Source organism: Lentzea sp. HUAS TT2 (assembly GCF_051853195.1).
Classification (GTDB): Bacteria; Actinomycetota; Actinomycetes; order Mycobacteriales; family Pseudonocardiaceae; genus Lentzea.
This window is the reverse complement of sequence record NZ_CP196667.1, coordinates 2,891,781-2,911,111: the sequence shown is the minus strand read 5'-3', so window position 1 is coordinate 2,911,111 and position 19,331 is coordinate 2,891,781. Positions and strand designations below refer to the sequence as shown.

The window sequence follows — 19,331 nt, the reverse complement described above, 5'->3', positions numbered from 1 at the left end:
CGGCTCAGGACTGGTCGAGCGCCCGCTCGATCGCCCTGCGCGCCCGTGCGACGGCCGCCTGGTCGTGCTGGAGCTGCATCGCCGCGTTGAGCGCCAGCCCCGCGGCGAGGATCTCGAACAACGCCTGGTCGACGTCGAACCCTCCTGGCAGCTCACCGCCCTCCACCGCCGCGGCCAGGTCCGCGCGCAGCTGTCCCTGCCAGCGCGACCAGACCTCGGCCACCGCGTCGCGCACCGCGCCCGGCCGCCCGTCGTACTCGCTCAGGGCCGCGGTCATCAGGCAGCCGCCGGGGAGCAACGGCTCCGCCAGGTAGTCCACGGAGTTCGCGCAGACCACCCGCAGCCGCCGCAGACCGGGCGGCTCGGTCAGGGCGGGCTCGACCACGCGGTGCCAGAAGTCGACGAACGCCTTGTCCAGGGTGGAGATCTGCAGGGTCTCCTTGGTGCCGAAGTGCTTGTGCACCCCTGACTTGCTCATCTCCAGCTCTTCGGCGAGCCGGCCGATGGTGATGCCGTCGAGCCCTTCCTCGGAGGCGATCTCGGCGGCGCGGCCGAGGATCCGGCCTCGGGTGAGGAGCGCGTCGGCTGCGGAGCGTCGCGGGGACATGGGACGACAATAGCGTACGCACGTTCGCTATTGATTTGACGAACGCTCGTACTCTAAATTCGGCTCACCGACGCGAGGAGTGCGAGATGCGAGTGCGACGACTGGGCTGGGCCGGGATCGAGGTCGAGGCGGCCGGGAAGAGCCTGGTGATCGACTACGTGCAGGACCTGTCACCGCTGTTCACGGGATGGCGGGACGGGATCGGGCTCACCCGGCCGAACGGGGAGGTCAGTGCCGCGCTGGTCACCCACCTGCACCGCGACCACACCGACGCGACGGCGCTCGCCGGCGTGCTGACACCGGGAGCACCGGTTCTCCGCCCCGCACCCGGCCACGGCGACGACGTGGACAACGTGACCACGTTGCTGAGCGAGCGCGAGATGGTCGAGCACGGACTGGCGGCCGAGGTGGTGGACACCTGGTCCTCCCACGAGATCGGTCCGTTCCGCGTCACGGCCGTGCCCTCCATCGACGGCTTGGGCGACCCACAGCTCAACTGGGTGGTGGAGGCGGACGGGCAGCGCGTCTTCCACGGCGGCGACACGATGTTCCACGGCTGGTGGTGGCTGATCGCGCGCCGCTTCAGCCCGTTCGACGCGGCGTTCCTGCCGGCCAACGGCGCGGTGGTGAACGCGCCGCACCTGCAGCCGCCGAGCCCGGTGCCCGCGGCGATGGACCCGTTCCAGGCCGCGGCCGCCGCGAAGATCATCGGCGCCTGGCACGCGGTGCCGATCCACTACGAGACCGGACAGCCGGTGAAGCTGCCGGGATACGTCGAGGTCACCGACCCCGAGGGGGACTTCCGGCAGCACGCGGGACCACGCGCGCACGTACTGCCCGTCGGCGAGTGGCTGGACCTCGCCGGTTAGATCTCCACGCCCGCCCAGGACCGGCACACCCAGCCGTCACCCTCGGACTCCAGCACCACGACCCCGGTGTTCGGCAGCAGGTTCTCCGCCAGCTCCACCGGCACGTTGGAAGCGAGAGCCAGCGCCCCCATCCGCCCGGCCCCGCCGTGCGTCACGACCATGACCGTGCCGTCACCGCGGATCGACGAGACCGCACCCAGGAACCGGTCCAGCACCTGCTGCCCGCTCTCCCCGCCATCGGGGAACGCCACGTCGAGCGCGCCCTCGGCCCACTGGATCACGGTCTCGAGGTAGGCCTTGTAGGCCTCGGTGTCGTTGCGGCCCTCGAGCGAGCCGACCTGGATCTCGTGCACGCCCTCGAGGATCTGGACGGGCAGGCCGAAGCGTTCGGCGGTGGGCGCCGCGGTCTGCTGGGCGCGCAGCCCGATGCTCGCGTAGACCGCGACGATCTCCTCGGCGGCGAGGTTGTCGGCCAGTTCGCGGGCCTGTTTCCTGCCCAGTTCGGTGAGCGGGGGACCTGGCATGGCCGTGTCCAGCCTGCGTTCGACGTTCGACGCCGTCTCACCGTGCCTGACCAGCAGCAACCTCACCCGCGCTCGCCCTTTCTGACAGCATCGACCCAGGAGGCGGCTGCGGCGAACTCGGCGTTGTGAGCCTCTGCGGGCTCGTGGTCGGCCTTCGGGAAGGACCCGAGGAACCGGATCTCGCGCGAGTGTCGGTGCAGCGCGGCCAGCGCGTCACCGATCCTCGGCTCTGCGATGTGCCCCTCGACGTCGATGTAGAAGCGGTACGTCCCCAGTTTGCCCTTCTGCGGACGTGATTCGAGGCCGGTGAGATTGATGCCACGCAACGCCAGTTCCGTGAGCAGCTCGGACAGCACGCCGACGCGGTTCGGGGTGGTCACGACGACGCTCGTGCGGTCCGCGCCGGTCGGCTCAGGCAGCTGACCCGGACGGCGCAGCAGCAGGAACCGCGTGCGTGCGTCGGGCACGTCCAGGACGTCGGTGGCGTACTCGTCGAGCTTGTAGTGGTTGACGGCGACCGGGGCCGAGACGGCGGCGTCGAACTCGCCGCGTTCCACGGCGGCAGCGGCGGCCGCGGTCGACGAGGTGGCGATCGAGGTCGCGCCCGGCAGCGAGGCGGCGATCCACTCGCGGACCTGGGCGAGCGCGTGCGGGTGCGAGGCGATGGTGCGGATCTCGGACGTACCCGGCCGGACCAGGACGCTGAAGCGGACGTCCAGCACCGTCTCGGCCACCGCGACGACCGGCTCGTCGCGCACGAGGGCGTCGAGCGTCACCGGCACGGCGCCCTCGACGGAGTTCTCGATCGGCACGCACGCGAAGTCGGTCGTGCCCTGACGCACGGCGGCGACGGCGAGCGGGATCGTCTCGAACGGGACGAGTTCACCCTCGAACCGCATGGCGGCCTGCTCGGTGAAGGTCCCCTGTGGTCCGAAGTACGCAATGCGAGGCACCCGCACACAGTAGAGGCGCGAATCACGCCTGTGTCGGGGGCCAATCCTGGGTTCCGCCGGGACCGTTCGAACTGGAATGCTTGGGGCGTGCCCGCTCTAGCGCCTGAACTCGTGTTGTGCGCGGTCGACGAACCCATGGCGAACGCCTGGCTCGCCGTGGCCGACGGCCGCGCCGGGGTGAGGGTGCACCGCGGGTCCGTTCTGGACATCCACGCGCAGGCCATCGTCAGCCCGGCGAACTCGCAGGGCTGGATGCGCGGTGGCATCGACGCCGTCTACGCCACGGCGTTCCCCCAGGTCGAGGGCAACGTCCGCAGTGCGGTCCTCGCGCTGCACGGCGGTGAGCTCCCGGTGGGCGAGGCCCAGATCGTGGCGACCGGCGAGACCGAGCCGGCGTGGCTCATCAGCGCCCCGACCATGCGCCTGCCCGGTGAACGGCTGCCGGTCGACACCGTCCACCCGTACCTGGCCGCGCGGGCCGTGCTGATGCTCTGGCTCACGGGACGCCTGGAGGACGGCACGCCGGTGCGCGACGCCGTCCACACCATCGCGATGCCGGGACTCGGCACCGGGGTGGGAGGCGTCGCACCGTCCACCTGCGCCCACCAGGTCGCCGCCGCGTGGGACGAGGCGTTCAACCAGCTGCACGTCTAGGTGCCGTGGGCCACGGCACCTCCCCTGTGCACAACCCTGTGGACAAGGTTGTGGACACCTGTGGACTACTGCCGTGGCGCGACCCATCGTTCCAGGTCGACCTCATCTGTGATGGGGATGCCGAACTCCCCCACGGCGGGGATCTCGGGCTTGAGCTTGCGCGCCTCGCGGACCGCGTCCGGTCTCAAGGCCGTCAGCTTGAAGCCGCGCCGCTGGTAGAAGCGGATCGCGTCGAGGTTGTCGTTGGTGGTCGTCAGCCGCACCCGGTTGCACCCGAGTGTGCGCGCCTGCCGAACCGCGGCGTCGACCAGCGCGGTGCCGACGCCGCGGCCCCGCCGGAGTGCGTCGATCGTGACGATCTCCAGCTGGTGGTTCGCCACCGCGTAGGTCAGCAGACCCAGCACCTGACCCTGCTTCTCCACGAGGAAGCCCGGCAGACTCGCCGGGAAGAACACCTCGCCGTGCGCGACAGCGGTGTGCGCGCCCCATAGCTCGAGAACCAGTCGGGCGACAACTATGCGATCTGCTTCCTCGACCGGTCGTACCGAGCCTTCTGCCATGACAAGAACTGTGCCAATTTGAGTCACACTCAGGAACAGCCATTCGACGTACGGTGGATTCGTGCCAGTGCGCGTTTTGTTGGTTGACGATCACGAAGTAGTCCGCAGAGGTCTGCGCGAGATGCTCGACGACGAGCCGGACATCTCGGTCATCGCGGAGGCCGGATCCGTCCACGAGGCGGTGACCCGAGCTGCGGCGACACCGCCGGACGTGGCCGTTGTGGACGTCCAGCTGCCCGACGGCAGCGGCGTCGACCTGTGCCGGTCGTTGCGGGACCTTGGCATTCGTTGCCTCGTGCTGACCGCATTCGACGACGAAGAGGCTCTCGTCGGCGCGATCATGGCCGGCGCGTCGGGCTACCTGCTCAAGCAGGTCCGCGGTCAGGACGTTGTCACGGCCGTGCGCGAGGTCGCGGCTGGACGGTCCCTTCTGGACCCGGCGACCACAAGCCGGGTACTCGAACGGATGCGCAATCCGGCCCCGATCGGCCTCACGGATCAGGAACAGCGCGTGCTCGAACTCATCGGAGAAGGCCTGACCAACCGCCAAATCGGTGAACGGCTCTTCCTCGCGGAGAAGACCGTGAAGAACTACGTGACGTCCGTTCTCTCCAAACTCGGCATGGAACGGCGAACGCAAGCCGCCGCATGGGTGGCTAAACGGGGACGGACCAGGTGAGCGTCGTCCCGTTCGGCGAACTCACCACGCGGAAATCACCACTCGCGGCCTTCGCCCGTTCAGCGAGGTGCCTCAGCCCGCGCTGAGTCACGCCGGACGGGATGCCGCACCCGTTGTCCGCGACGCGCAGCAGCAGATGCTTCTCATCGCGCCGTACGTCGATCTGGACGTGCGTGGCGCCTGAGTGCCGCACGACGTTGGACAACGCCTCGCGCAACGCCGCCCGTGCGTCGTCGGCGTGCTTGCGCGGCACGTTCGCCAGGTCGCCGGCCACGTGCAGGCGCGGCGAGAAGCCGAGCAGCTCACCGGCCGTGCGGACCTCGGCCTTGATGGAGTCGTGCAGGTCGGCGGAGTCGGCCGGGTCGGTGTTGCGCAGCTTGCGGACGGTCGCGCGGACCTCGGCGATCGTCTCGTCGACCAGGTCGACGGCCTCCTCGATGCGGGCGCGCTGCCCCGCGTCGAGCTTCTTGCCCAGCCGGCGTTGCAGCAGGCTGATCTGCACGCCGGCGCCGTAGAGCCGCTGGATGATCACGTCGTGCAGGTCGCGGGCGATCCGTTCGCGTTCCTCGTAGACCGCGACGCGCTGCCGTGCCGTGAAGCCCTCCGCCAGCACGACCGCGAGGCCGGCCTGCGCCGCGAACGCCGACAGCACGTCCACCGTCTCCTGGGTGAACGGCGGCTTGTCCCGGCGCCGGTACACGGCCAGGGCACCGATCTTGCGGTCCGAGGTGCCGAACGGCGCTACGGCGAACGGCCCGTAGACCCGCAACGGCTGCGGCACGTACGGGGCCGTGCGCGGGTCGTTCGTGACGTCGTCGGCCATCACGGGGACGCCCGTGCGCGCGGCCTTGGCGGCGGCGCTGCGCGGGCTCAGCGTCGCCACGATCGGCTCGCCGGAGGACGCCTCGACGGTGAGCGTGCCGTCGTCGTCCCCCGTGGAGAGCATGGCCAGGCCGAGGTCGGCGTCCGCGATCTCCGCGGCCGCCTCCACCACGAGCCGCAGCACGTTCTCCGGGTCTTCCAGCGCCGCCGACGTGATCTCGGTGGACGCGACGAGCACGCGCCGCGCCAGAGAGGGGTCCATGGCTCTCAACGGTATGCGGGCGTGCCGAGGTCCAGCACCAGGTCCGCCCTCGCCGCCTCGTCCGGGCGGTGCGTGATGTGCAGAACGGTCCTGCCGTCCTCCCTGAGCTGCTGCAACAGCCGGCGCGCCGTCGGTTCGTCCAGGTGCGCGGTGGGTTCGTCGAGCAGCACCACGTCGGCGTCGTGCAGCAACGCGCGCGCCAGCGCCAGCCGTTGCGCCTCGCCGCCCGACACCTGGTCGGGCCGGATCACCACGTCGAGCCGGTCCACCCACTCCGGCAGGCACGCCTTGCGCAGCGCCTCCCGCAACGCCTCGTCGTCGTGCTGACCCGACATCCGCAGGTTCTCCCTCACGGTCGTGCTGACCAGCATCGGCTCCTGCGGGCACCACGTGGCGCGCGGCAGTTCGACGATCCCCCGCTCCGGCTGCAGGAAGCCCAGGAGCAGCGCGAACAGCGTCGACTTGCCGCTGCCGGACGGCCCGACGATCGCCACGTGCGTGCCCGGCTCGATGTTGAGGTGGAGGTCCCGCAGCGTCGGCTCGGCCGCGCCGGGCCAGCGGACGTCGACGTTCTCCAGCCGGATCCGCTTGCCGCGCGGCTGCTCGGGGCGTTCCGGCGCGTCGAACTGCAACCGCGCGCTGGCCTCCCGCAACGCCCTGCGCTGCTGGGCGGCCAGCGGCAGCGCGGCCAGCGGTTCGGCGAGCGCGAGCGGCACGAGGCCGAGCACCGGGTTGCCGGTCAGGGCGCAGACCAGGGCCGCCGCACCGGTCGCCAGCAGGACGATCGCCGTGGCCGCGCCCGTGCCGAACGCCTGCCGGCGGGTCTGTCGCGCGAGCTCGACGTCCTCGGCGTGCAGCCGGGCCAGCAGGCGGTGGTGGGCGTCGTGCGCGATGAGGTCCGGTGCGGCGGCGAGGGCGTTGATCGTGTCGCGGGCGACCTGGCGGCGGCCCCTGGCGAGCTTCGTGCTGGCCCGGCGCTCGGTCCACACGGCGACGGCGGGCGCCGCGAGTCCGGCCGCGAGCAGCAGTCCGCCCAACGTCAGCGCGGCGGCCGGGTCGATGAACGCGAACAGGACCGTGGTCGCGATGCCCGCCCCGATCGCCACGATCGGCGGCACCAGCACGCGGGGAATCAGGTCGCGGACCGTGTCGGTGTCCTCGACGAGCCGTTGCAGCCCATCACGCCGTTGGGTGCGCACGAGCCGCAACCACAGCTCGGCGCGTAGACGGTTCGCGAGACGGAACGTCTCGTCGTGGGTGACCAGCCGCTCGATGTAGCGGAGCACGCCCTTGCTCAACGCGAACGTCCGCACGCCCACGACCAGCACCGACAGCGTCAGGATGGGCGGCATCTCGGCGGCGCGGGCGATCAGGTGGGCGGCCAGCGCGGTCAGGGCGATGCCCGCGACGGCCGCGAGGATGCCCAGTCCGGCGCCCTTCCACGGGACCGGCAGGCGCTTCGGGCGTTCCGGCTGCGTCTCGTCGGTGACGACCTTCGCGAACGTCTCGTCGTCGGTCGACTCCTTCTCGCGGTGCGAGGCGAGGACGACAGCGGCCGTGTCGCTAGCTCTCTTGATCGCTTTGTCGACTTTGCGACTTGTCACCGGGTCGAGGTGCGCGGTCGGCTCGTCGAGGAGCAGCACCGTCGCGCCGTGGCGGACCCTCAGCAGGGCGCGGGCGACCGCGACGCGTTGGCGTTCGCCCGTCGAGAGGTCGGTGATCGGGCGGTCGAGGAGATGCGTGGCCACGACCTCGTGGGCGACCTGCTCGATGTCCTCGGCACCGGGAACCGTGAGCTCCAGCTCGGCGCGCGGGGTGGCGGCGGCGAACGCGGGCTTCTGCGGCACGTACGCGATGTCGCCGGCGACGAACGTGGTGCCATCCGTCGGCTCCACGAAGCCGAGCAGCACCTGGAACGTTGTCGACTTTCCGGCGCCGCTCGCGCCTTCAAGTCGATAAATCTCCCCAGGCCGCACGTCGAAGCTGATGCCGTCCGGCGCGAAGCCGCCCCTGCGCAGGACCCGCAGGTTGTCGACGTGGACCGCACCACCGGGCAGCCGCGGCCTGGTCTTGTCCTCGTGGTCCACGACCTCGGCGACGCGCCGGACCGCTTCGAGGCCGTCCTCGCTCGCGTGGTGGGCGGCACCGGCGGCGCGCAACGGCAGGTAGCACTCGGGCGCGAGGATCAGCACGACCAGCGCGGTCATCAGCGTCATGTCGCCGTGCACGAGCCGGACACCGACGCCGACCGCGATCAGCGCCACCGACAACGACGCGGCGATCTCCAGCACCAGCGCGGACAGGAACGCGATCCGCAGCGTGCCCATCGTGGCCTTGCGGTGCTGCTCGCCGATCTGCTCGACCGCGCTCGCCTGCTGCTTGGCACGGCCGAAGACGGTCAGCACCGGCAACGCGCGCAGCAGTTCGAGGAGCTGTGCGGACAGAAGCTCGGTGACGTCGGCGGCCTTGCGGACGCGCTTCTCGGTGTACCAGCCGATCAACGCGGCGAAGACCGGGATCAGCGGCACGGTGACCGCGATCAGCACGGCCGACGGCCAGTCGGTGAAGAGGATCCACGCGCCGGCCAGTGGCGGCACGACCACGGCCGTGACCAGCGCGGGGAGGTAACGGGTGAAGTAGGCGTCGAGCGCGTCGAGGCCCTTGGTCGCGAGCACCGACAGCTCGGCGGTGCCGCGTTCGGCGATCCAGCCGGGGCCGCGTTCGAACGACTTGGCCAGCAGCCGGGTCCGCAGCTCCTCCTTGGCGCCGGCGGCGGCACGGGCGGCGGCGGACTCCGTCGCCCAAGACAGGCCCGCCCGCGCCAGGATCGCCACGGCCAGCAGCGGAAGGCCTTCGCGGGTCGTGATCACCGACGCCAGCGCGACGGCCTGGGCGACGAGCGCCAGGGCGTTGAGGAACGCCAGCGCGCCCACCCCGACGAGGGCGCGCCTGGCGTTCCTGGAGAGCTCGGGCAGAGCTCCCAGCGGGCCTCGCCTCATCAGTGCGCCGCCGGGATGTGCTGGACACCGATGCGCTTGCGGAAGACCCAGTAGGTCCAGCCCTGGTAGATCAGCACGGCCGGCGTGCCGAACGCGGCGACCCACGTCATCACGGTCAGCGTGTACGGGCTCGACGCCGAGCCCGCCACGGTGAGCGAGTACGCCGGGTCCAGAGTGGACGGGAGGACGTTCGGGTACAGCGAGGTGAACAGCACGATGACCGTCGCCGCGACGGCGAGCCCCATGAACGCGAACGACTGTCCTTCGCGTCCCACCCAGAGGCGCCACAACGCGAGCCCGGCGAACAGGAGCACGGGAAGCGCCCACACCCCTGCGACGTACAGCAGCAGCGCCACCAGCGGCAGCAAGGCCACAGGCGCCATCCGCAACGCCATGAGCCGTGCCCGTTCGCGGATCTCCCCCTCGGTCTTCAGCGCCAGGAAGATCGCACCGTGGACGAGGGCGTACCCGGCGATCGCGAGCGCGCCGAGCACCGTCTCCCACTTGATCGCCGCGAACGGCGAGCCGACCCGGTCACCGGCGGCGTCGATCGGCAGGCCCGTGACGGTCGTGGCGATGACGAGACCGACGCCGAGTGCGGCCACCCAGGACCCGACGAAGATCACCGCGTCCCAGACCTTCCGCCAGCGCTCCGAGTCCACCTTGCCGCGGTACTCGAACGCGACTCCCCTGCCGATCAGAGCCAGGAGGAAGAGGGTGAGCGGCAGGTACGCGGCGCTGAAGAGCGCCGCATACCAGCCGGGAAACGCCGCGAACGTGGCACCGCCCGCGACGAGGAGCCACACCTCGTTGCCGTCCCACACCGGCCCGATCGTGTTGATCATCACCCGGCGTTCGGTGTTGTCGCGCCCGAGGAACGGGAGCAACATGCCGACGCCGAAGTCGAAACCTTCGAGGAACAGGTAGCCCAGCCAGAGCAGGGCGATCACGCAGAACCAGAGCGTCTCCACAGCTTCTCCCCTAGTACGCGAACGCCAGCGCGCCGTCGTCGGTTTTCGCGGGTATGACCCCGGCGACGCCACCGCGGACGTACTTGCGGATGAGGTAGACCTCGACACAGGCCAGCGCCCCGTACACCGTCGTGAGCGCGATCAGCGAGGTGAGGATCTCGCCGGGTGTCGACGCCGAGACCGCCTGCGCGGTGAACATCCAGACACCGTCCACACCGGACGGGTTGGGCACGACCACGAACGGCTGCCGCCCCATCTCGGTGAAGATCCAGCCGAAGCTGTTGGCGAGGAACGGCGTCGCGATGCCGGCGAGCGCGGTGATCGGGAACCACCGGCCCTGCGGAACACGACCGCCCCGCGTGAGCCACAGCATGACCAGGCCCAGTGCGGCCGAGATCGCGCCGAACCCGATCATGAGGCGGAAGCCCCAGTACGTCACGGGAAGCGCGGGCACGTAGTCGATCGGCTTGCCGCTGAGCTCGCCGAGCCGGTCGTCGACCGGGTAGTTGGTGCCGTACTTCTCCTGGTACATCGGGACGAGGTCCTGGATGCCCTTGACCTCACTGCTGAAGTCGTTGTGCGCCAAGAAGCTCAGCAGTGCGGGGACCGTGATGCTCTTGACGTTCTCGCAGTCGGGCCTGGTGACGTCACCGATGGCGAAGACCGAGAAGGCGGCCGGTTCCTCGGTGTGGCACAGGGCCTCCGCGGCGGCCATCTTCATCGGCTGCTGCTCGAACATGAGCTTGCCCTGGACGTCGCCGCTGATCGCGAGGACCGCGAACGCCGCGACGCCGACCCAGGTACCGAGCTTGAGCGAGCTGCGCCAGACGCCGGTCTCGTCCGACTTCCTCCAGAGGTGCCAGGCGCCGATGCCCACGAGGAACGTCGCGGCGACCGCGAACGCTCCGGCGATGGTGTGCGGGAAGGCCGCCAGCGTCGTGTTGTTCGTCAGCACGGCCCAGATCGAGGTGAGTCGCGGACGTCCCTCGTCCAGCACGATGCCGACGGGGTGCTGCATCCACGAGTTGGCGGCGAGGATGAAGTACGCGCTGGCCATCGTCGCGAGGCTGAACGCCCAGGCGCACGCGAGGTGGACCTTCTTCGGCAGCTTGTCCCAGCCGAAGATCCACAGGCCGAGGAACGTCGACTCGACGAAGAAGGCGACGATCCCCTCCATCGCGAGCGGCGCGCCGAACACGTCACCGACGAACCGCGAGTAGGCGCTCCAGGCCATGCCGAACTGGAACTCCTGCACGATGCCCGTCACGACACCCATGGCGAAGTTGATCAGGAGGAGCTTCCCCCAGAACTTCGTCATCTTGTAGTAGCGCTCTTTGCCCGTGCGCACCCACGCGGTCTGCATCGCTGCAACGAGCAGCGAGAGGCCGATCGTCAGCGGCACCATCAGGAAGTGATAAACGGTGGTGATGCCGAACTGCCACCGCGCGAGTTCGAGTACGTCCACGTCAAGGAGCGTATGGGCGGGCCACGTCCTCTATCAGGTACTACGGTCCCGTTCGGACTCGGGACCAAGGTCCCGTGCGCGAAGTCACCCCGGTCGGGTGACATGCGTCGGTTACGATGGCTGCGCCAGAGGGGAGTAGTTCCCACCGGAGTTGTCGGCCGGTGGCGTGGAGATCGACATACTGATCCGCCTTCGAGTGGATCCGGTCCCACACCCGATGCGTTTGTCGGGCGAACGAGACCTCCGGCCGGGTTGCAGCATGCCCGGTCGGGGTCTGTCGCGCCTCCGTCCGGGATCGTATTCGGACGTGGAGGACCTCGTGGCCACTTCATTGCTCGCGTTCATCACCGCCTTCGCGGTGGTGTTCCTCGTCGAGCTCCCGGACAAGACCATGGTCGCCACCCTGGTGCTGACCACGCGTTATCGCGCCTGGCCGGTGTTCGTCGGCGTCGTCGGCGCCTTCGCCGCGCAGAGCGTGATCGCCGCCGCGTTCGGTTCGGCCATCACCCTGCTCCCCGACCGCGTGGTCGCCGGCGTCGTGGCGCTGCTGTTCGGCATCGGTGCGTTCATGCTGCTCAAGGAGGGGTTCTCGCAGGACTCCGAGTCCGCCGACGAGGAAGGGGCTCAGTCCGTCGTGCCGTTCTGGCGGGCCGCGCTGACGTCGTTCGGCGTGCTGTTCGCGGCCGAGTGGGGCGACGCCTCGCAGCTCGCGACCGCCGGGATCACCGCCCGCTACGGGACACCGCTGGCCGTCGGCCTGGGCGCGTGGCTGGCCCTGGTCTGCGTGGCCGGGCTCGCGGTGCTGGTGGGACGCAAGCTCGCCGGGCGGTTGCCGACGCACTGGATCCAGCGGGTGGCCGGGGCGATCTTCGCGGTGTTCGCCGTGATCGCTCTGACGCAGGTCTTCTGATCACCAGACCGGTCGCAGCCCTGGCTGGTCCTCGCCGTGGACGTGCCTCAGGTACGCGGCGAGGCCCTGCCTGATGGTGGCGAGCGTGTCGCCACCGATCGCCTCCGCCATCTCCGCCTCGAGGTCAGCCCAGAGGTTGTCCGCGAACTTCAGGTAGTCGCGGCCCTTCGTGGTCAGCGTGACGTACTGGGCGCGCTTGTCCGTCGGATGCGGCTCCCTGAGCACGTAGCCCCACTCGTCGAGCTCGTTGACGATCTTCGCCGCCGCCTGCTTCGTGACGCCGAGGTGCTGTCCTATGTCGACGGTCGTCGCGCGCTTGTCCTTGAGGAACCGGAAGACGTAGCCGTGGGCGGGCCTGAGCGGTTCGAGGCCGATCTGCCTGAGCCGGTCGTGAAACTGGTCGCCCATGGCGCGGTACGTCATCGCCAGCAGCATCGGCACCGGTTCCATCGGTTTCCCGTTTCTGGGTAGACAACCTGGTTGACCTTATTCTAAGGTTAGACAACTTGGTTGACTACTTTGGAGGTTGTCTTGCTGGTCACGGGGGATTCCGCCGCGGTGCACGAGTTCGGCGGGTTCGAGTTCAGGTCGCTGGCCGTGCCGTCGCGCGGCAGTTCGGAGATCGCGCTGTGGACCGTCGACGTGCCGGAAGGCGGCGACGGGACGCCTCACCGCGCGTCCAAGGAGGAGGTGTTCTACGTGCTGTCCGGGTCGGTGACGATCCAGGGGCAGACCGCCGGTGCCGGCGACGCGATCGTGGTGCCGCCGAACACCGAGCTGTCGCTGACCGGCGGGCCGGCACGGGTGCTGGTGGCGACCTCGGTGGGGATCCAGGGCACGCTGGCCGACGGGCAGACGATCACGCCGCCCTGGTCGGTCTAGTTCGCAGGGGAGCCTTCCTCCGCTGGAGGTTCCGGTGAGGTGTCCGGGACCTCTTCGCGCAGGTCGTGGGCGAACTTCTTGGCCTCGTCGATGAGGTGCTGCGACTCGTCGAGGCGACTCTCGTCAGGCACGGTGAGGCGATCTTCGTCCGGTGTGGTCACGGCTCTGGGATCGGCGGTTCCGAAGATCGCGAAACTCCAGCCATGAGGCTCCGGACGTGGGCTGCGAGGCGTTCGGCGATCTCCAGGTCCCACTCGTCGTCGGCGGCGGGCTGAGGGGTCTCGCCTGCGACGACGCGTTCGCCGAGCAGGCGGCGTTCGGCGGGGGTGAAGTCGGTGACGGCCCGGCGGAGCAGGGGCAGGGCGTCGTCGAACGCCTCGCCGCGCAGGCCGCTGAGCCATTCGTCGATCAGGCCGAAGAGGCGGGGGTCGGCGGCCAGCAGGGTGGCCGATCCGCGCAGGAAGCCGGCCACGAACGCCGTGGCAACGCTTCGGTGCAGGCGGGCGGCCACTTCGTCGCTGGTCAGTTCGCCCGCCTCCCAGAGCAGGCGGGTGGCCCTGCCCGTCGGCAGGCCGTGGGCCTCGGCCTTGACCAAGGCGTGCAGGGCTCGCCACCAGGTCTTCTGGTGGTCGTCGTCCGCGGCCAGGCGGGTGGCCTCGTGGGCGCCGTCGACCACCTGCAGTGCGTGCTCGGCCGTTTCGTCGTCCACGTTGCGGCAGGCGAGCGGGAGGCCCACCGCGCCTCGGGTCAGGAGGCCGTGCAGGGCCACGCGCAGCAGTTCCGGGTCGGTGCCGCGGACCGAGCCGTAGCGGACCGTCCTGGCCAGGTCCGGGAGGGCGGCCAGCAGTTCGAGGGCGTCGGTGGCCATGGCGGCGCAGCGGTCGAGGGCGTTGCGGGACTCGGCGACGGCCGCCGGGAGCTCGCAGCCCACGGACTTGGTCAGGGTCGCCGCCGCGTCGGCCACCCGTTTCGCGTCCTTCGCCGCCTGGGTCAGGACGTTCTCGGCTGCCGTGTGGACGGTGGTGCCGTGGCGGGCGGCGACGGCGACGGAGACCGCGAAGATCGGGTCCCAGCGCAGCTGCCAGACCTCGGCGAAGGTGCCGAGGGAGTTGGAGCGGTCCGGTTTGCCCCACGGGACGCCGAGGACTTCCAGGCGCCGCAGGAGCTTGGAGCGTTCGCGGTCGGTGTCCTTGCGGAGGTCCAGCTTGAGCTGCTTGGGCTGCACGTCCGCGGGGAGGCGGAGTTTGCGTTGCAGGCGTTGGAGATCCGCGGCCAGCGGGGAACGCGGGACGGCTTCGCCGACCTCGCCGAGGCGCTCCCCCACCACGAGTTTGCGGTGGACCAGCTGGAGGTGGATCTCCTCGCCGCCGCAGAGGACCGCCAGCGCTGCCTCGTTGACCTCGCTCAGGCCTGCCGAAGGGCGTTCCCTCAGCGCGGCAAGGGTTTCCGCCAGGCGAACGGCTTCCACCGCGCTCGCCGTCGAGGCCGGGAGGTCTTCCTCCCTCAGCACGGCGGCGGCCTTGGCGAACCACCGCGGGACCACGTCCGCCTGGTGCTGCCAGAGATGCGCGTACCAGCCAGGGGAGTCGACGCCCGCGCCGTAGCCGGACTCGGCGGCCAGCTGGCCGTGGCTCCACGGGACCCACGTGCCGGAGATCTTGCGGCGGCGCAGGCCCTTCAGCAGCGCGGTGTCGGCGGCGACGGTCGGTTTGGCGAGCAGTGCCGGGACGTGCCAGGCGCCGCAGACCACGACTATCGGGCCGTCGGTCTCCTTGCGCGCCTTGCGGATCGTCTGGCGCATGAACGCCTCGCGGCGCAGCGTGCGTTCGCCTACTTCGGCTTCGAACTCCGCGCGCACGGCGACCATGGCCTCGGCGATCGCGCCGGCGAGGTCGAGCGGGTCCGACGCGCTGTGCTCGACCACGTCCTCCCACCAGCGTTCCGGGTCGTCGAAGCCCGCGGCCTCGGCGAGCAGGGCGATGGGGTCGACGTTGCCGCTCGGGCCGTCGTCACCGATCGACGCCGCCGCCGGCAGGTCGAAGAAGCGGGCCTGGACGCCGTTCTCGCTCGCGTAGCTGAGGGCCTGCCACTCCGGGGAGAACTCCGCGAACGGCCAGAACGCCGCGTTCTCGGGCTCGGTCTCGTCGTGCAGCAGGATCGCGACCGGCGGGGTGAGCGCGTGGACGTGTTCGAGGAGCGCGTCCGCCTCCGGCGGCCCCTCGATCAGGATGAGCGCCGGACTCGTCTGCGCCAGCGCTCGCTCGACCATCCGGGCAGAGCCGGGGCCGTGGTGCCGGATGCCCAGGAGGACCGGCTCAGTCACCGCTGACGTCCAGGCAGGCCCGGTAGAGGTCGCGCCACTCCGCGCGTTCCTTCAGCACCGTCTCCAGGTACTCCTGCCAGACCGTCGCGTCCGAGACGCGGTCCTTGATCACGGACCCGATCAGGCCGCTCGCCAGCTCGTCCGCGCCCAGCGTGCCGTCGCCGAAGTGACCGGCGAGCGCCATGCCGTTCGCGATGACCGAGATCGCCTCGGCCGTGGACAGGCTGCCGCTCGGCTTCTTCAGCTGCGTGCGACCGTCCACCGTGGACCCGTTGCGCAGCTCGCGGAAGATCCGCACGACCCGGCGCACCTCGTCGAGCGCGGGCGGTTCGGCCGGCAGCTGGAGCGCCTTGCCGAGCTGCGAGGCCCTGGTGATGACGATCTCGACCTCGGCGTCCTCGGTCGCGGGCGGCGGCAGCACCACGGTGTTGAAGCGCCGTGCGAGCGCCGACGACATCTGGTTGACGCCGCGGTCCCTGTCGTTGGCCGTGGCGATGACCGTGAAGCCGGGCACGGCCTGGACCTGCGTGTTCAGCTCCGGCACCGGCAGCGACTTCTCGCTGAGCACCGTGATGAACGAGTCCTGCACCTCGGACGGCATGCGCGTCAGCTCTTCGACCCGCACGACGGTGCCCAGCTGCATGCCGCGCATGACCGGGCTCGCCACGATGGCGTTCTCGCTCGGGCCCTCGGCGATCAGGCGGGCGTAGTTCCAGCCGTAGCGGACCTGGTCCTCGCTCGTGCCCGCGGTCCCCTGGACCACCAGCGTCGAGTCGCCGCTGATCGCCGCCGCGAGGTGCTCGGACAGCCACGACTTCGCCGTGCCCGGCACGCCGACGAGCAGCAGCGCCCTGTCCGTGACGAGCGTGCCGACCGCGACCTCCACGAGGCGCCGCGCGCCCACGTACTTCGGCGAGATCACCGTGCCGTCCGGCAGCGTGCCGCCCAGGACGTAGGTGACCACGGCCTGCGGCGACATCCGCCAGTTGGGCGGCCGCTGCCGGTCGTCCTGGGCCGCGACGGCCTCGAGCTCGGCGGCGTACTGCTGTTCGGCCGTCGGCCTGAGCACGGCGGTCACTGGGCCTCCTGGGGCGGTGCTGGGGCGAACGATTCACGCAGGCGGATGCGGAGGCGGAGAACCTCCAGTTCCAGGGAGTTCTCCGGCCAGCGACGGGTCAGAGCCTCCCAGCTCGCACCGAGCAGGTCGGCGTCACCCCGCGCCAGCAGCACGGCAGGCGGCCGCCCGGCACGCCAGCGCGGGTCGGGCAGTGCGGCGTAGCGGTGCAGCAGCGCACGGGTCGTCTCCGCCGACCACGGTGCCGGCAACTGGGCGCAGGCGTGGTCGAGGAGGTCGTAGTGCCAGTTCTTCGACACGGCGACGACCGCCTGCTCAGCAACCTCGGCCGGCAACGCCGCCAGCATCTCCAGCTGCTCCATGCCGGTCAGCGTCTCGGCGGCGGTGACGGCCCACGGCCGCGGGTCGTTCGCCGCCGCGAGCTGGTCCGCGACACCCCTGAGCAGCGGCCCGGCCCACGGCCCGCGCCTGAGCACGCCGGCGGCCTTGGCGTCGTCGGCCTTGAGCGTCGACGTCCAGTACGACGGCGGCACACTCGCGGCCGCGGCCCGGATGCGACCGGCCACGCCCTTCTCCGACCCGTCGCGCATGAGGTCGCGCAGCTCCGCCTCGTCGGCAGGCCCGGTCCACAGCTCGTCCGGCCGCACGTCGAGCCCGTCCGCGGTCAGCCGCAGCCCGTGCCGCAGCCGATGTGCGGCGCGGGCGGCGAGACGCGTCCGGCCCAGTTTGCGCAGCAGGCGGAGGGCCTCGTCGTGGACCCCGGCCGCCTTGTCGTCGAGCGCCGCCTCCAGGAGCCGCTCGTCCTGCGGTCCCAGACCGGTTTCGAGTGCGCTGATCAGCACCTGGCGGTCGGCCGAGCGACGCGAGGCCTGGAACTCCCGCGCGATGAACGCGCCGACCTCCTGCGGATCGGCCTTGCGCTTGCGTCTGAGAGCGCGCACGCGTTGGGCGCTGGGCAGGTCGAGCACCTCTTCCAGCGGGACCTCGTCGACGAGCGGGGTGGCGCCGCTGGCCCAGGACCAGCCGGGGCGGGTGTTCGCGAGCCAGCGGCCTCTTGTGCCGAGGACCTCGACCACCGCGGACCTGAGCCCCGGGCGGGCCGTGCCGAGGGAGAGCAGGGCGGGCAGCATGCGGTGCTCGGCGACGACGTGGTTCGCCTTGGCGAGGGCGCACCACTCGGTGAGGAGGACCTCGTCGTCGAGGCTCATGATCGCCGCCAGGACGGCCTTGGCCGCGGGGCGGGGCAGGTGTGCCTGCTCGGGTGGGGCCAGCGGGAGCGGGTCGGTGGTGGCCTCCTGGGGGAGGGTGGCGCCGAACGCGGCCACGCCCAGGGCGGCGCAGTCGGACAGCAGGGCTGCCGGGTCGCCGCCGCCTCTGGTGGTGCCGATCAGGAGGTCTTGGACGGTCTTGGACCAGTCGGCCTTCACGCCGCCGCCTCTCTGGTGCCGGGGAGGACGGGAGACGTGGTGGTGGGGCGGTGAGGAATCGGAGCGGGCTCAGCGGACAAGCGCACGAAGGCGCGCAGCGGCGCGGGCTCAGCACTCGGGCCGAAGGCTCGTGGCCGAGTCAGCGCGTGGCCCGTCACGCCACCACCTCCAGCGCGCCGTCCACCGCGATCGCGCCCAGCCGCAGGGCGTGGCCGTCCCACAGCCCCCAGGCGTCGAACGCGGTGCCGCCGGTCAGCGCCAGGGCCATGTCCAGCCCCGTGTCGTCGCGCACCGGGAGGCCGTGGCCCGAGGTGTCCACCAGGGACGTGCCGTGCAGACGGACCGTGGCGCAGCCCAGTGGGAACAGGCGCTGCCACGGGTCGGCGGTCAGCATCGGTTCCAGGGAGGCCAGGGACTCGCGCCACGTCTGCGGGGCGGGCACCGGGTCCGGGGTGCGCGAGCCCTCCAGTTCGCCCAGGGCGACCCGGTCCGAGGCCGGGTAGGGGTGGACCAGGGCCGAGGACTCCTGGCCGTGTGGGAGCAGCGGTACGGGGGCTCCCACGGCGGAGTGGCGGATCGCCACGACCCAGCGGGCCGTCTGGCGGCCCCAGCACCACTGGCGGACCGTGCGGACACGGCCGTCGTCGGTTTCCAGGCGCAGGAGGGCCACCCAGCGGTCGGTGACGCCAGGGGTGGCGCGGACCGTCTCCTCCGGGACCGTCACGCCCAGGCGGGAGCGCGGTTGCACGAAGCACAGCAGGTGCAGGCCGCCGAGGCGGTCGGCCACGTCCGAGGTCCAGCGGGGGCCCGAGCGGGCGACGATCTCCTGGATCTCGGTCACCGCGGCGGCGACGCCGGGCACCTGGGCGTCGATCATGCGGGCGACGAACGCCTGCCACCAGGAGGCAGGGCGGCCGGGCAGGGAGGCGATGCCGGCGGAGGCGACGTCGAGAAGCCAGTCGCGCAGGCCGTCGATGCCCGAGGACATCGCTGCCGCGCGGTTGGCCGCCGTCTTCTCGCGAGCGCGGACCCGGCGGGCCACGGCCTCCGGTGAGGAGTCGAGCTCACGGGCCGCGCGGCGCTGGGTCCACTCCTCCACCCACTCGGGCGGGAGGGCGTCCGGGATGTCGAGCTCCTGCAGGCTCACGGCGTGCTTGCAGGGGAACTTGCGGGACGGGCAGGTGCACTTGGCCGAGCCCGCGGCCAGGTCGACGCAGACGCGGTACGGCGTGGAGCCGGAGCCCGTGTACAGGCCCCACAGCACCGGCAGGGCCTTGCCCAGGCCCTGCCAGCGCATCGGTACGGCTCGTGTCCTCACCAGACCAAAGTAGCGAGGACCTCCGACAGAA

At 71.1% G+C, this 19,331-nt stretch carries 19 protein-coding genes; 5 read left to right on the top strand and 14 right to left on the bottom strand.

The annotated features are described in order from the left end of the window. Positions 1-4: 4 nt before the first annotated feature. Entirely contained in the window at positions 5-607 is a 603-nt protein-coding gene (locus ACSHWB_RS14545; RefSeq protein ID WP_439662553.1) for a TetR/AcrR family transcriptional regulator, read from the bottom strand. A gap of 86 nt (positions 608-693) precedes the next feature. Here ACSHWB_RS14545 and ACSHWB_RS14540 point away from each other — a divergent pair, with 86 nt between their 5' ends. After that, entirely contained in the window at positions 694-1,476 is a 783-nt protein-coding gene (locus ACSHWB_RS14540) for an MBL fold metallo-hydrolase (protein ID WP_439662552.1), read from the top strand. On the opposite strand, the gene ACSHWB_RS14535 is transcribed toward ACSHWB_RS14540, so the two are convergent. Both ACSHWB_RS14535 and pheA read right to left on the bottom strand, forming a co-directional pair. Next, positions 1,473-2,066 carry a histidine phosphatase family protein gene (locus tag ACSHWB_RS14535; RefSeq protein ID WP_439662551.1) on the bottom strand — a complete coding sequence of 198 codons (594 nt, stop codon included), beginning with the start codon at positions 2,064-2,066 and terminating at the stop codon, positions 1,473-1,475. The genes ACSHWB_RS14540 and ACSHWB_RS14535 overlap by 4 nt on opposite strands. After that, positions 2,063-2,953: a prephenate dehydratase gene (pheA, locus tag ACSHWB_RS14530; RefSeq protein ID WP_439662550.1), complete on the bottom strand. Its 891-nt coding sequence runs from the start codon at positions 2,951-2,953 to the stop codon at positions 2,063-2,065. Before pheA ends, ACSHWB_RS14535 begins: the two co-directional genes overlap by 4 nt. 135 nt (positions 2,954-3,088) lie before the next feature. On the opposite strand from pheA, the gene ACSHWB_RS14525 reads away from it, so the two are divergent. Beyond that, positions 3,089-3,607: a macro domain-containing protein gene (locus tag ACSHWB_RS14525; RefSeq protein ID WP_439664599.1), complete on the top strand. Its 519-nt coding sequence runs from the start codon at positions 3,089-3,091 to the stop codon at positions 3,605-3,607. 65 nt (positions 3,608-3,672) lie between these two features. On the opposite strand, the gene ACSHWB_RS14520 is transcribed toward ACSHWB_RS14525, so the two are convergent. Further along, a complete protein-coding gene (locus tag ACSHWB_RS14520; RefSeq protein ID WP_439662549.1) occupies positions 3,673-4,167 on the bottom strand; it encodes a GNAT family N-acetyltransferase in 495 nt (164 codons plus the stop codon). A 61-nt stretch (positions 4,168-4,228) separates the two neighbouring features. Between ACSHWB_RS14520 and ACSHWB_RS14515 the strand changes: the two genes are divergently transcribed. Continuing rightward, positions 4,229-4,846 carry a response regulator gene (locus tag ACSHWB_RS14515; RefSeq protein ID WP_439662548.1) on the top strand — a complete coding sequence of 206 codons (618 nt, stop codon included), beginning with the start codon at positions 4,229-4,231 and terminating at the stop codon, positions 4,844-4,846. Here the strand turns inward: ACSHWB_RS14515 and ACSHWB_RS14510 are convergent. Genes ACSHWB_RS14510 through ACSHWB_RS14495 form a run of 4 tightly spaced genes read right to left on the bottom strand, consistent with a single transcriptional unit; the run spans position 4,824 to position 11,365 of the window. Then, entirely contained in the window at positions 4,824-5,930 is a 1,107-nt protein-coding gene (locus ACSHWB_RS14510) for a GAF domain-containing sensor histidine kinase (RefSeq protein WP_439662547.1), read from the bottom strand. The genes ACSHWB_RS14515 and ACSHWB_RS14510 overlap by 23 nt on opposite strands. A 5-nt stretch (positions 5,931-5,935) precedes the next feature. Continuing rightward, positions 5,936-8,929, bottom strand: coding sequence for a thiol reductant ABC exporter subunit CydD (gene cydD / locus ACSHWB_RS14505; RefSeq protein ID WP_439662546.1), 2,994 nt, complete (start codon positions 8,927-8,929; stop codon positions 5,936-5,938). Then, positions 8,929-9,900 carry a cytochrome d ubiquinol oxidase subunit II gene (gene cydB / locus ACSHWB_RS14500; protein ID WP_439662545.1) on the bottom strand — a complete coding sequence of 324 codons (972 nt, stop codon included), beginning with the start codon at positions 9,898-9,900 and terminating at the stop codon, positions 8,929-8,931. The genes cydD and cydB overlap by 1 nt, the downstream gene beginning before the upstream one ends. A 10-nt stretch (positions 9,901-9,910) precedes the next feature. Continuing rightward, positions 9,911-11,365 carry a cytochrome ubiquinol oxidase subunit I gene (locus ACSHWB_RS14495; RefSeq protein WP_439662544.1) on the bottom strand — a complete coding sequence of 485 codons (1,455 nt, stop codon included), beginning with the start codon at positions 11,363-11,365 and terminating at the stop codon, positions 9,911-9,913. A 331-nt stretch (positions 11,366-11,696) separates the two neighbouring features. Here ACSHWB_RS14495 and ACSHWB_RS14490 point away from each other — a divergent pair, with 331 nt between their 5' ends. Then, positions 11,697-12,275 carry a TMEM165/GDT1 family protein gene (locus tag ACSHWB_RS14490; RefSeq protein ID WP_439664598.1) on the top strand — a complete coding sequence of 193 codons (579 nt, stop codon included), beginning with the start codon at positions 11,697-11,699 and terminating at the stop codon, positions 12,273-12,275. Here the strand turns inward: ACSHWB_RS14490 and ACSHWB_RS14485 are convergent, their stop codons facing one another. Beyond that, positions 12,276-12,725, bottom strand: coding sequence for a MarR family winged helix-turn-helix transcriptional regulator (locus tag ACSHWB_RS14485; protein ID WP_439662543.1), 450 nt, complete (start codon positions 12,723-12,725; stop codon positions 12,276-12,278). Between the two features lie 81 nt (positions 12,726-12,806). Here ACSHWB_RS14485 and ACSHWB_RS14480 point away from each other — a divergent pair, with 81 nt between their 5' ends. Next, entirely contained in the window at positions 12,807-13,157 is a 351-nt protein-coding gene (locus ACSHWB_RS14480) for a cupin domain-containing protein (protein WP_439662542.1), read from the top strand. On the opposite strand, the gene ACSHWB_RS14475 is transcribed toward ACSHWB_RS14480, so the two are convergent. The 5 genes from ACSHWB_RS14475 to ACSHWB_RS14455 form a co-directional block, all read right to left on the bottom strand. After that, positions 13,154-13,288 carry a hypothetical protein gene (locus ACSHWB_RS14475; RefSeq protein WP_439662541.1) on the bottom strand — a complete coding sequence of 45 codons (135 nt, stop codon included), beginning with the start codon at positions 13,286-13,288 and terminating at the stop codon, positions 13,154-13,156. The two genes, ACSHWB_RS14480 and ACSHWB_RS14475, sit on opposite strands and share 4 nt — an antisense overlap. Positions 13,289-13,314: 26 nt before the next feature. After that, positions 13,315-15,480 (bottom strand): DUF5682 family protein, encoded by a 2,166-nt coding sequence (locus ACSHWB_RS14470; protein ID WP_439662540.1) that lies wholly within the window; start codon positions 15,478-15,480, stop codon positions 13,315-13,317. Beyond that, positions 15,473-16,558: an ATP-binding protein gene (locus ACSHWB_RS14465; RefSeq protein WP_439662539.1), complete on the bottom strand. Its 1,086-nt coding sequence runs from the start codon at positions 16,556-16,558 to the stop codon at positions 15,473-15,475. The genes ACSHWB_RS14470 and ACSHWB_RS14465 overlap by 8 nt, the downstream gene beginning before the upstream one ends. Next, positions 16,555-17,982, bottom strand: coding sequence for a DUF5691 domain-containing protein (locus ACSHWB_RS14460; protein WP_439662538.1), 1,428 nt, complete (start codon positions 17,980-17,982; stop codon positions 16,555-16,557). The genes ACSHWB_RS14465 and ACSHWB_RS14460 overlap by 4 nt, the downstream gene beginning before the upstream one ends. A gap of 154 nt (positions 17,983-18,136) precedes the next feature. Next, positions 18,137-19,300, bottom strand: coding sequence for an SWIM zinc finger family protein (locus ACSHWB_RS14455; RefSeq protein WP_439662537.1), 1,164 nt, complete (start codon positions 19,298-19,300; stop codon positions 18,137-18,139). Positions 19,301-19,331: the final 31 nt, after the last annotated feature.

Bases quoted from the DNA above. Each gene is read 5' to 3' on its own strand.
- ACSHWB_RS14485 (WP_439662543.1), bottom strand. From the start codon at position 12,725: ATGGAACCGGTGCCGATGCTGCTGGCGATGACGTACCGCGCCATGGGC.
- ACSHWB_RS14525 (WP_439664599.1), top strand. From the start codon at position 3,089: ATGGCGAACGCCTGGCTCGCCGTGGCCGACGGCCGCGCCGGGGTGAGG.
- ACSHWB_RS14510 (WP_439662547.1), bottom strand. From the start codon at position 5,930: ATGGACCCCTCTCTGGCGCGGCGCGTGCTCGTCGCGTCCACCGAGATC.
- ACSHWB_RS14545 (WP_439662553.1), bottom strand. From the start codon at position 607: ATGTCCCCGCGACGCTCCGCAGCCGACGCGCTCCTCACCCGAGGCCGG.
- cydD (WP_439662546.1), bottom strand. From the start codon at position 8,929: ATGAGGCGAGGCCCGCTGGGAGCTCTGCCCGAGCTCTCCAGGAACGCC.
- ACSHWB_RS14540 (WP_439662552.1), top strand. From the start codon at position 694: ATGCGAGTGCGACGACTGGGCTGGGCCGGGATCGAGGTCGAGGCGGCC.
- ACSHWB_RS14520 (WP_439662549.1), bottom strand. From the start codon at position 4,167: ATGGCAGAAGGCTCGGTACGACCGGTCGAGGAAGCAGATCGCATAGTT.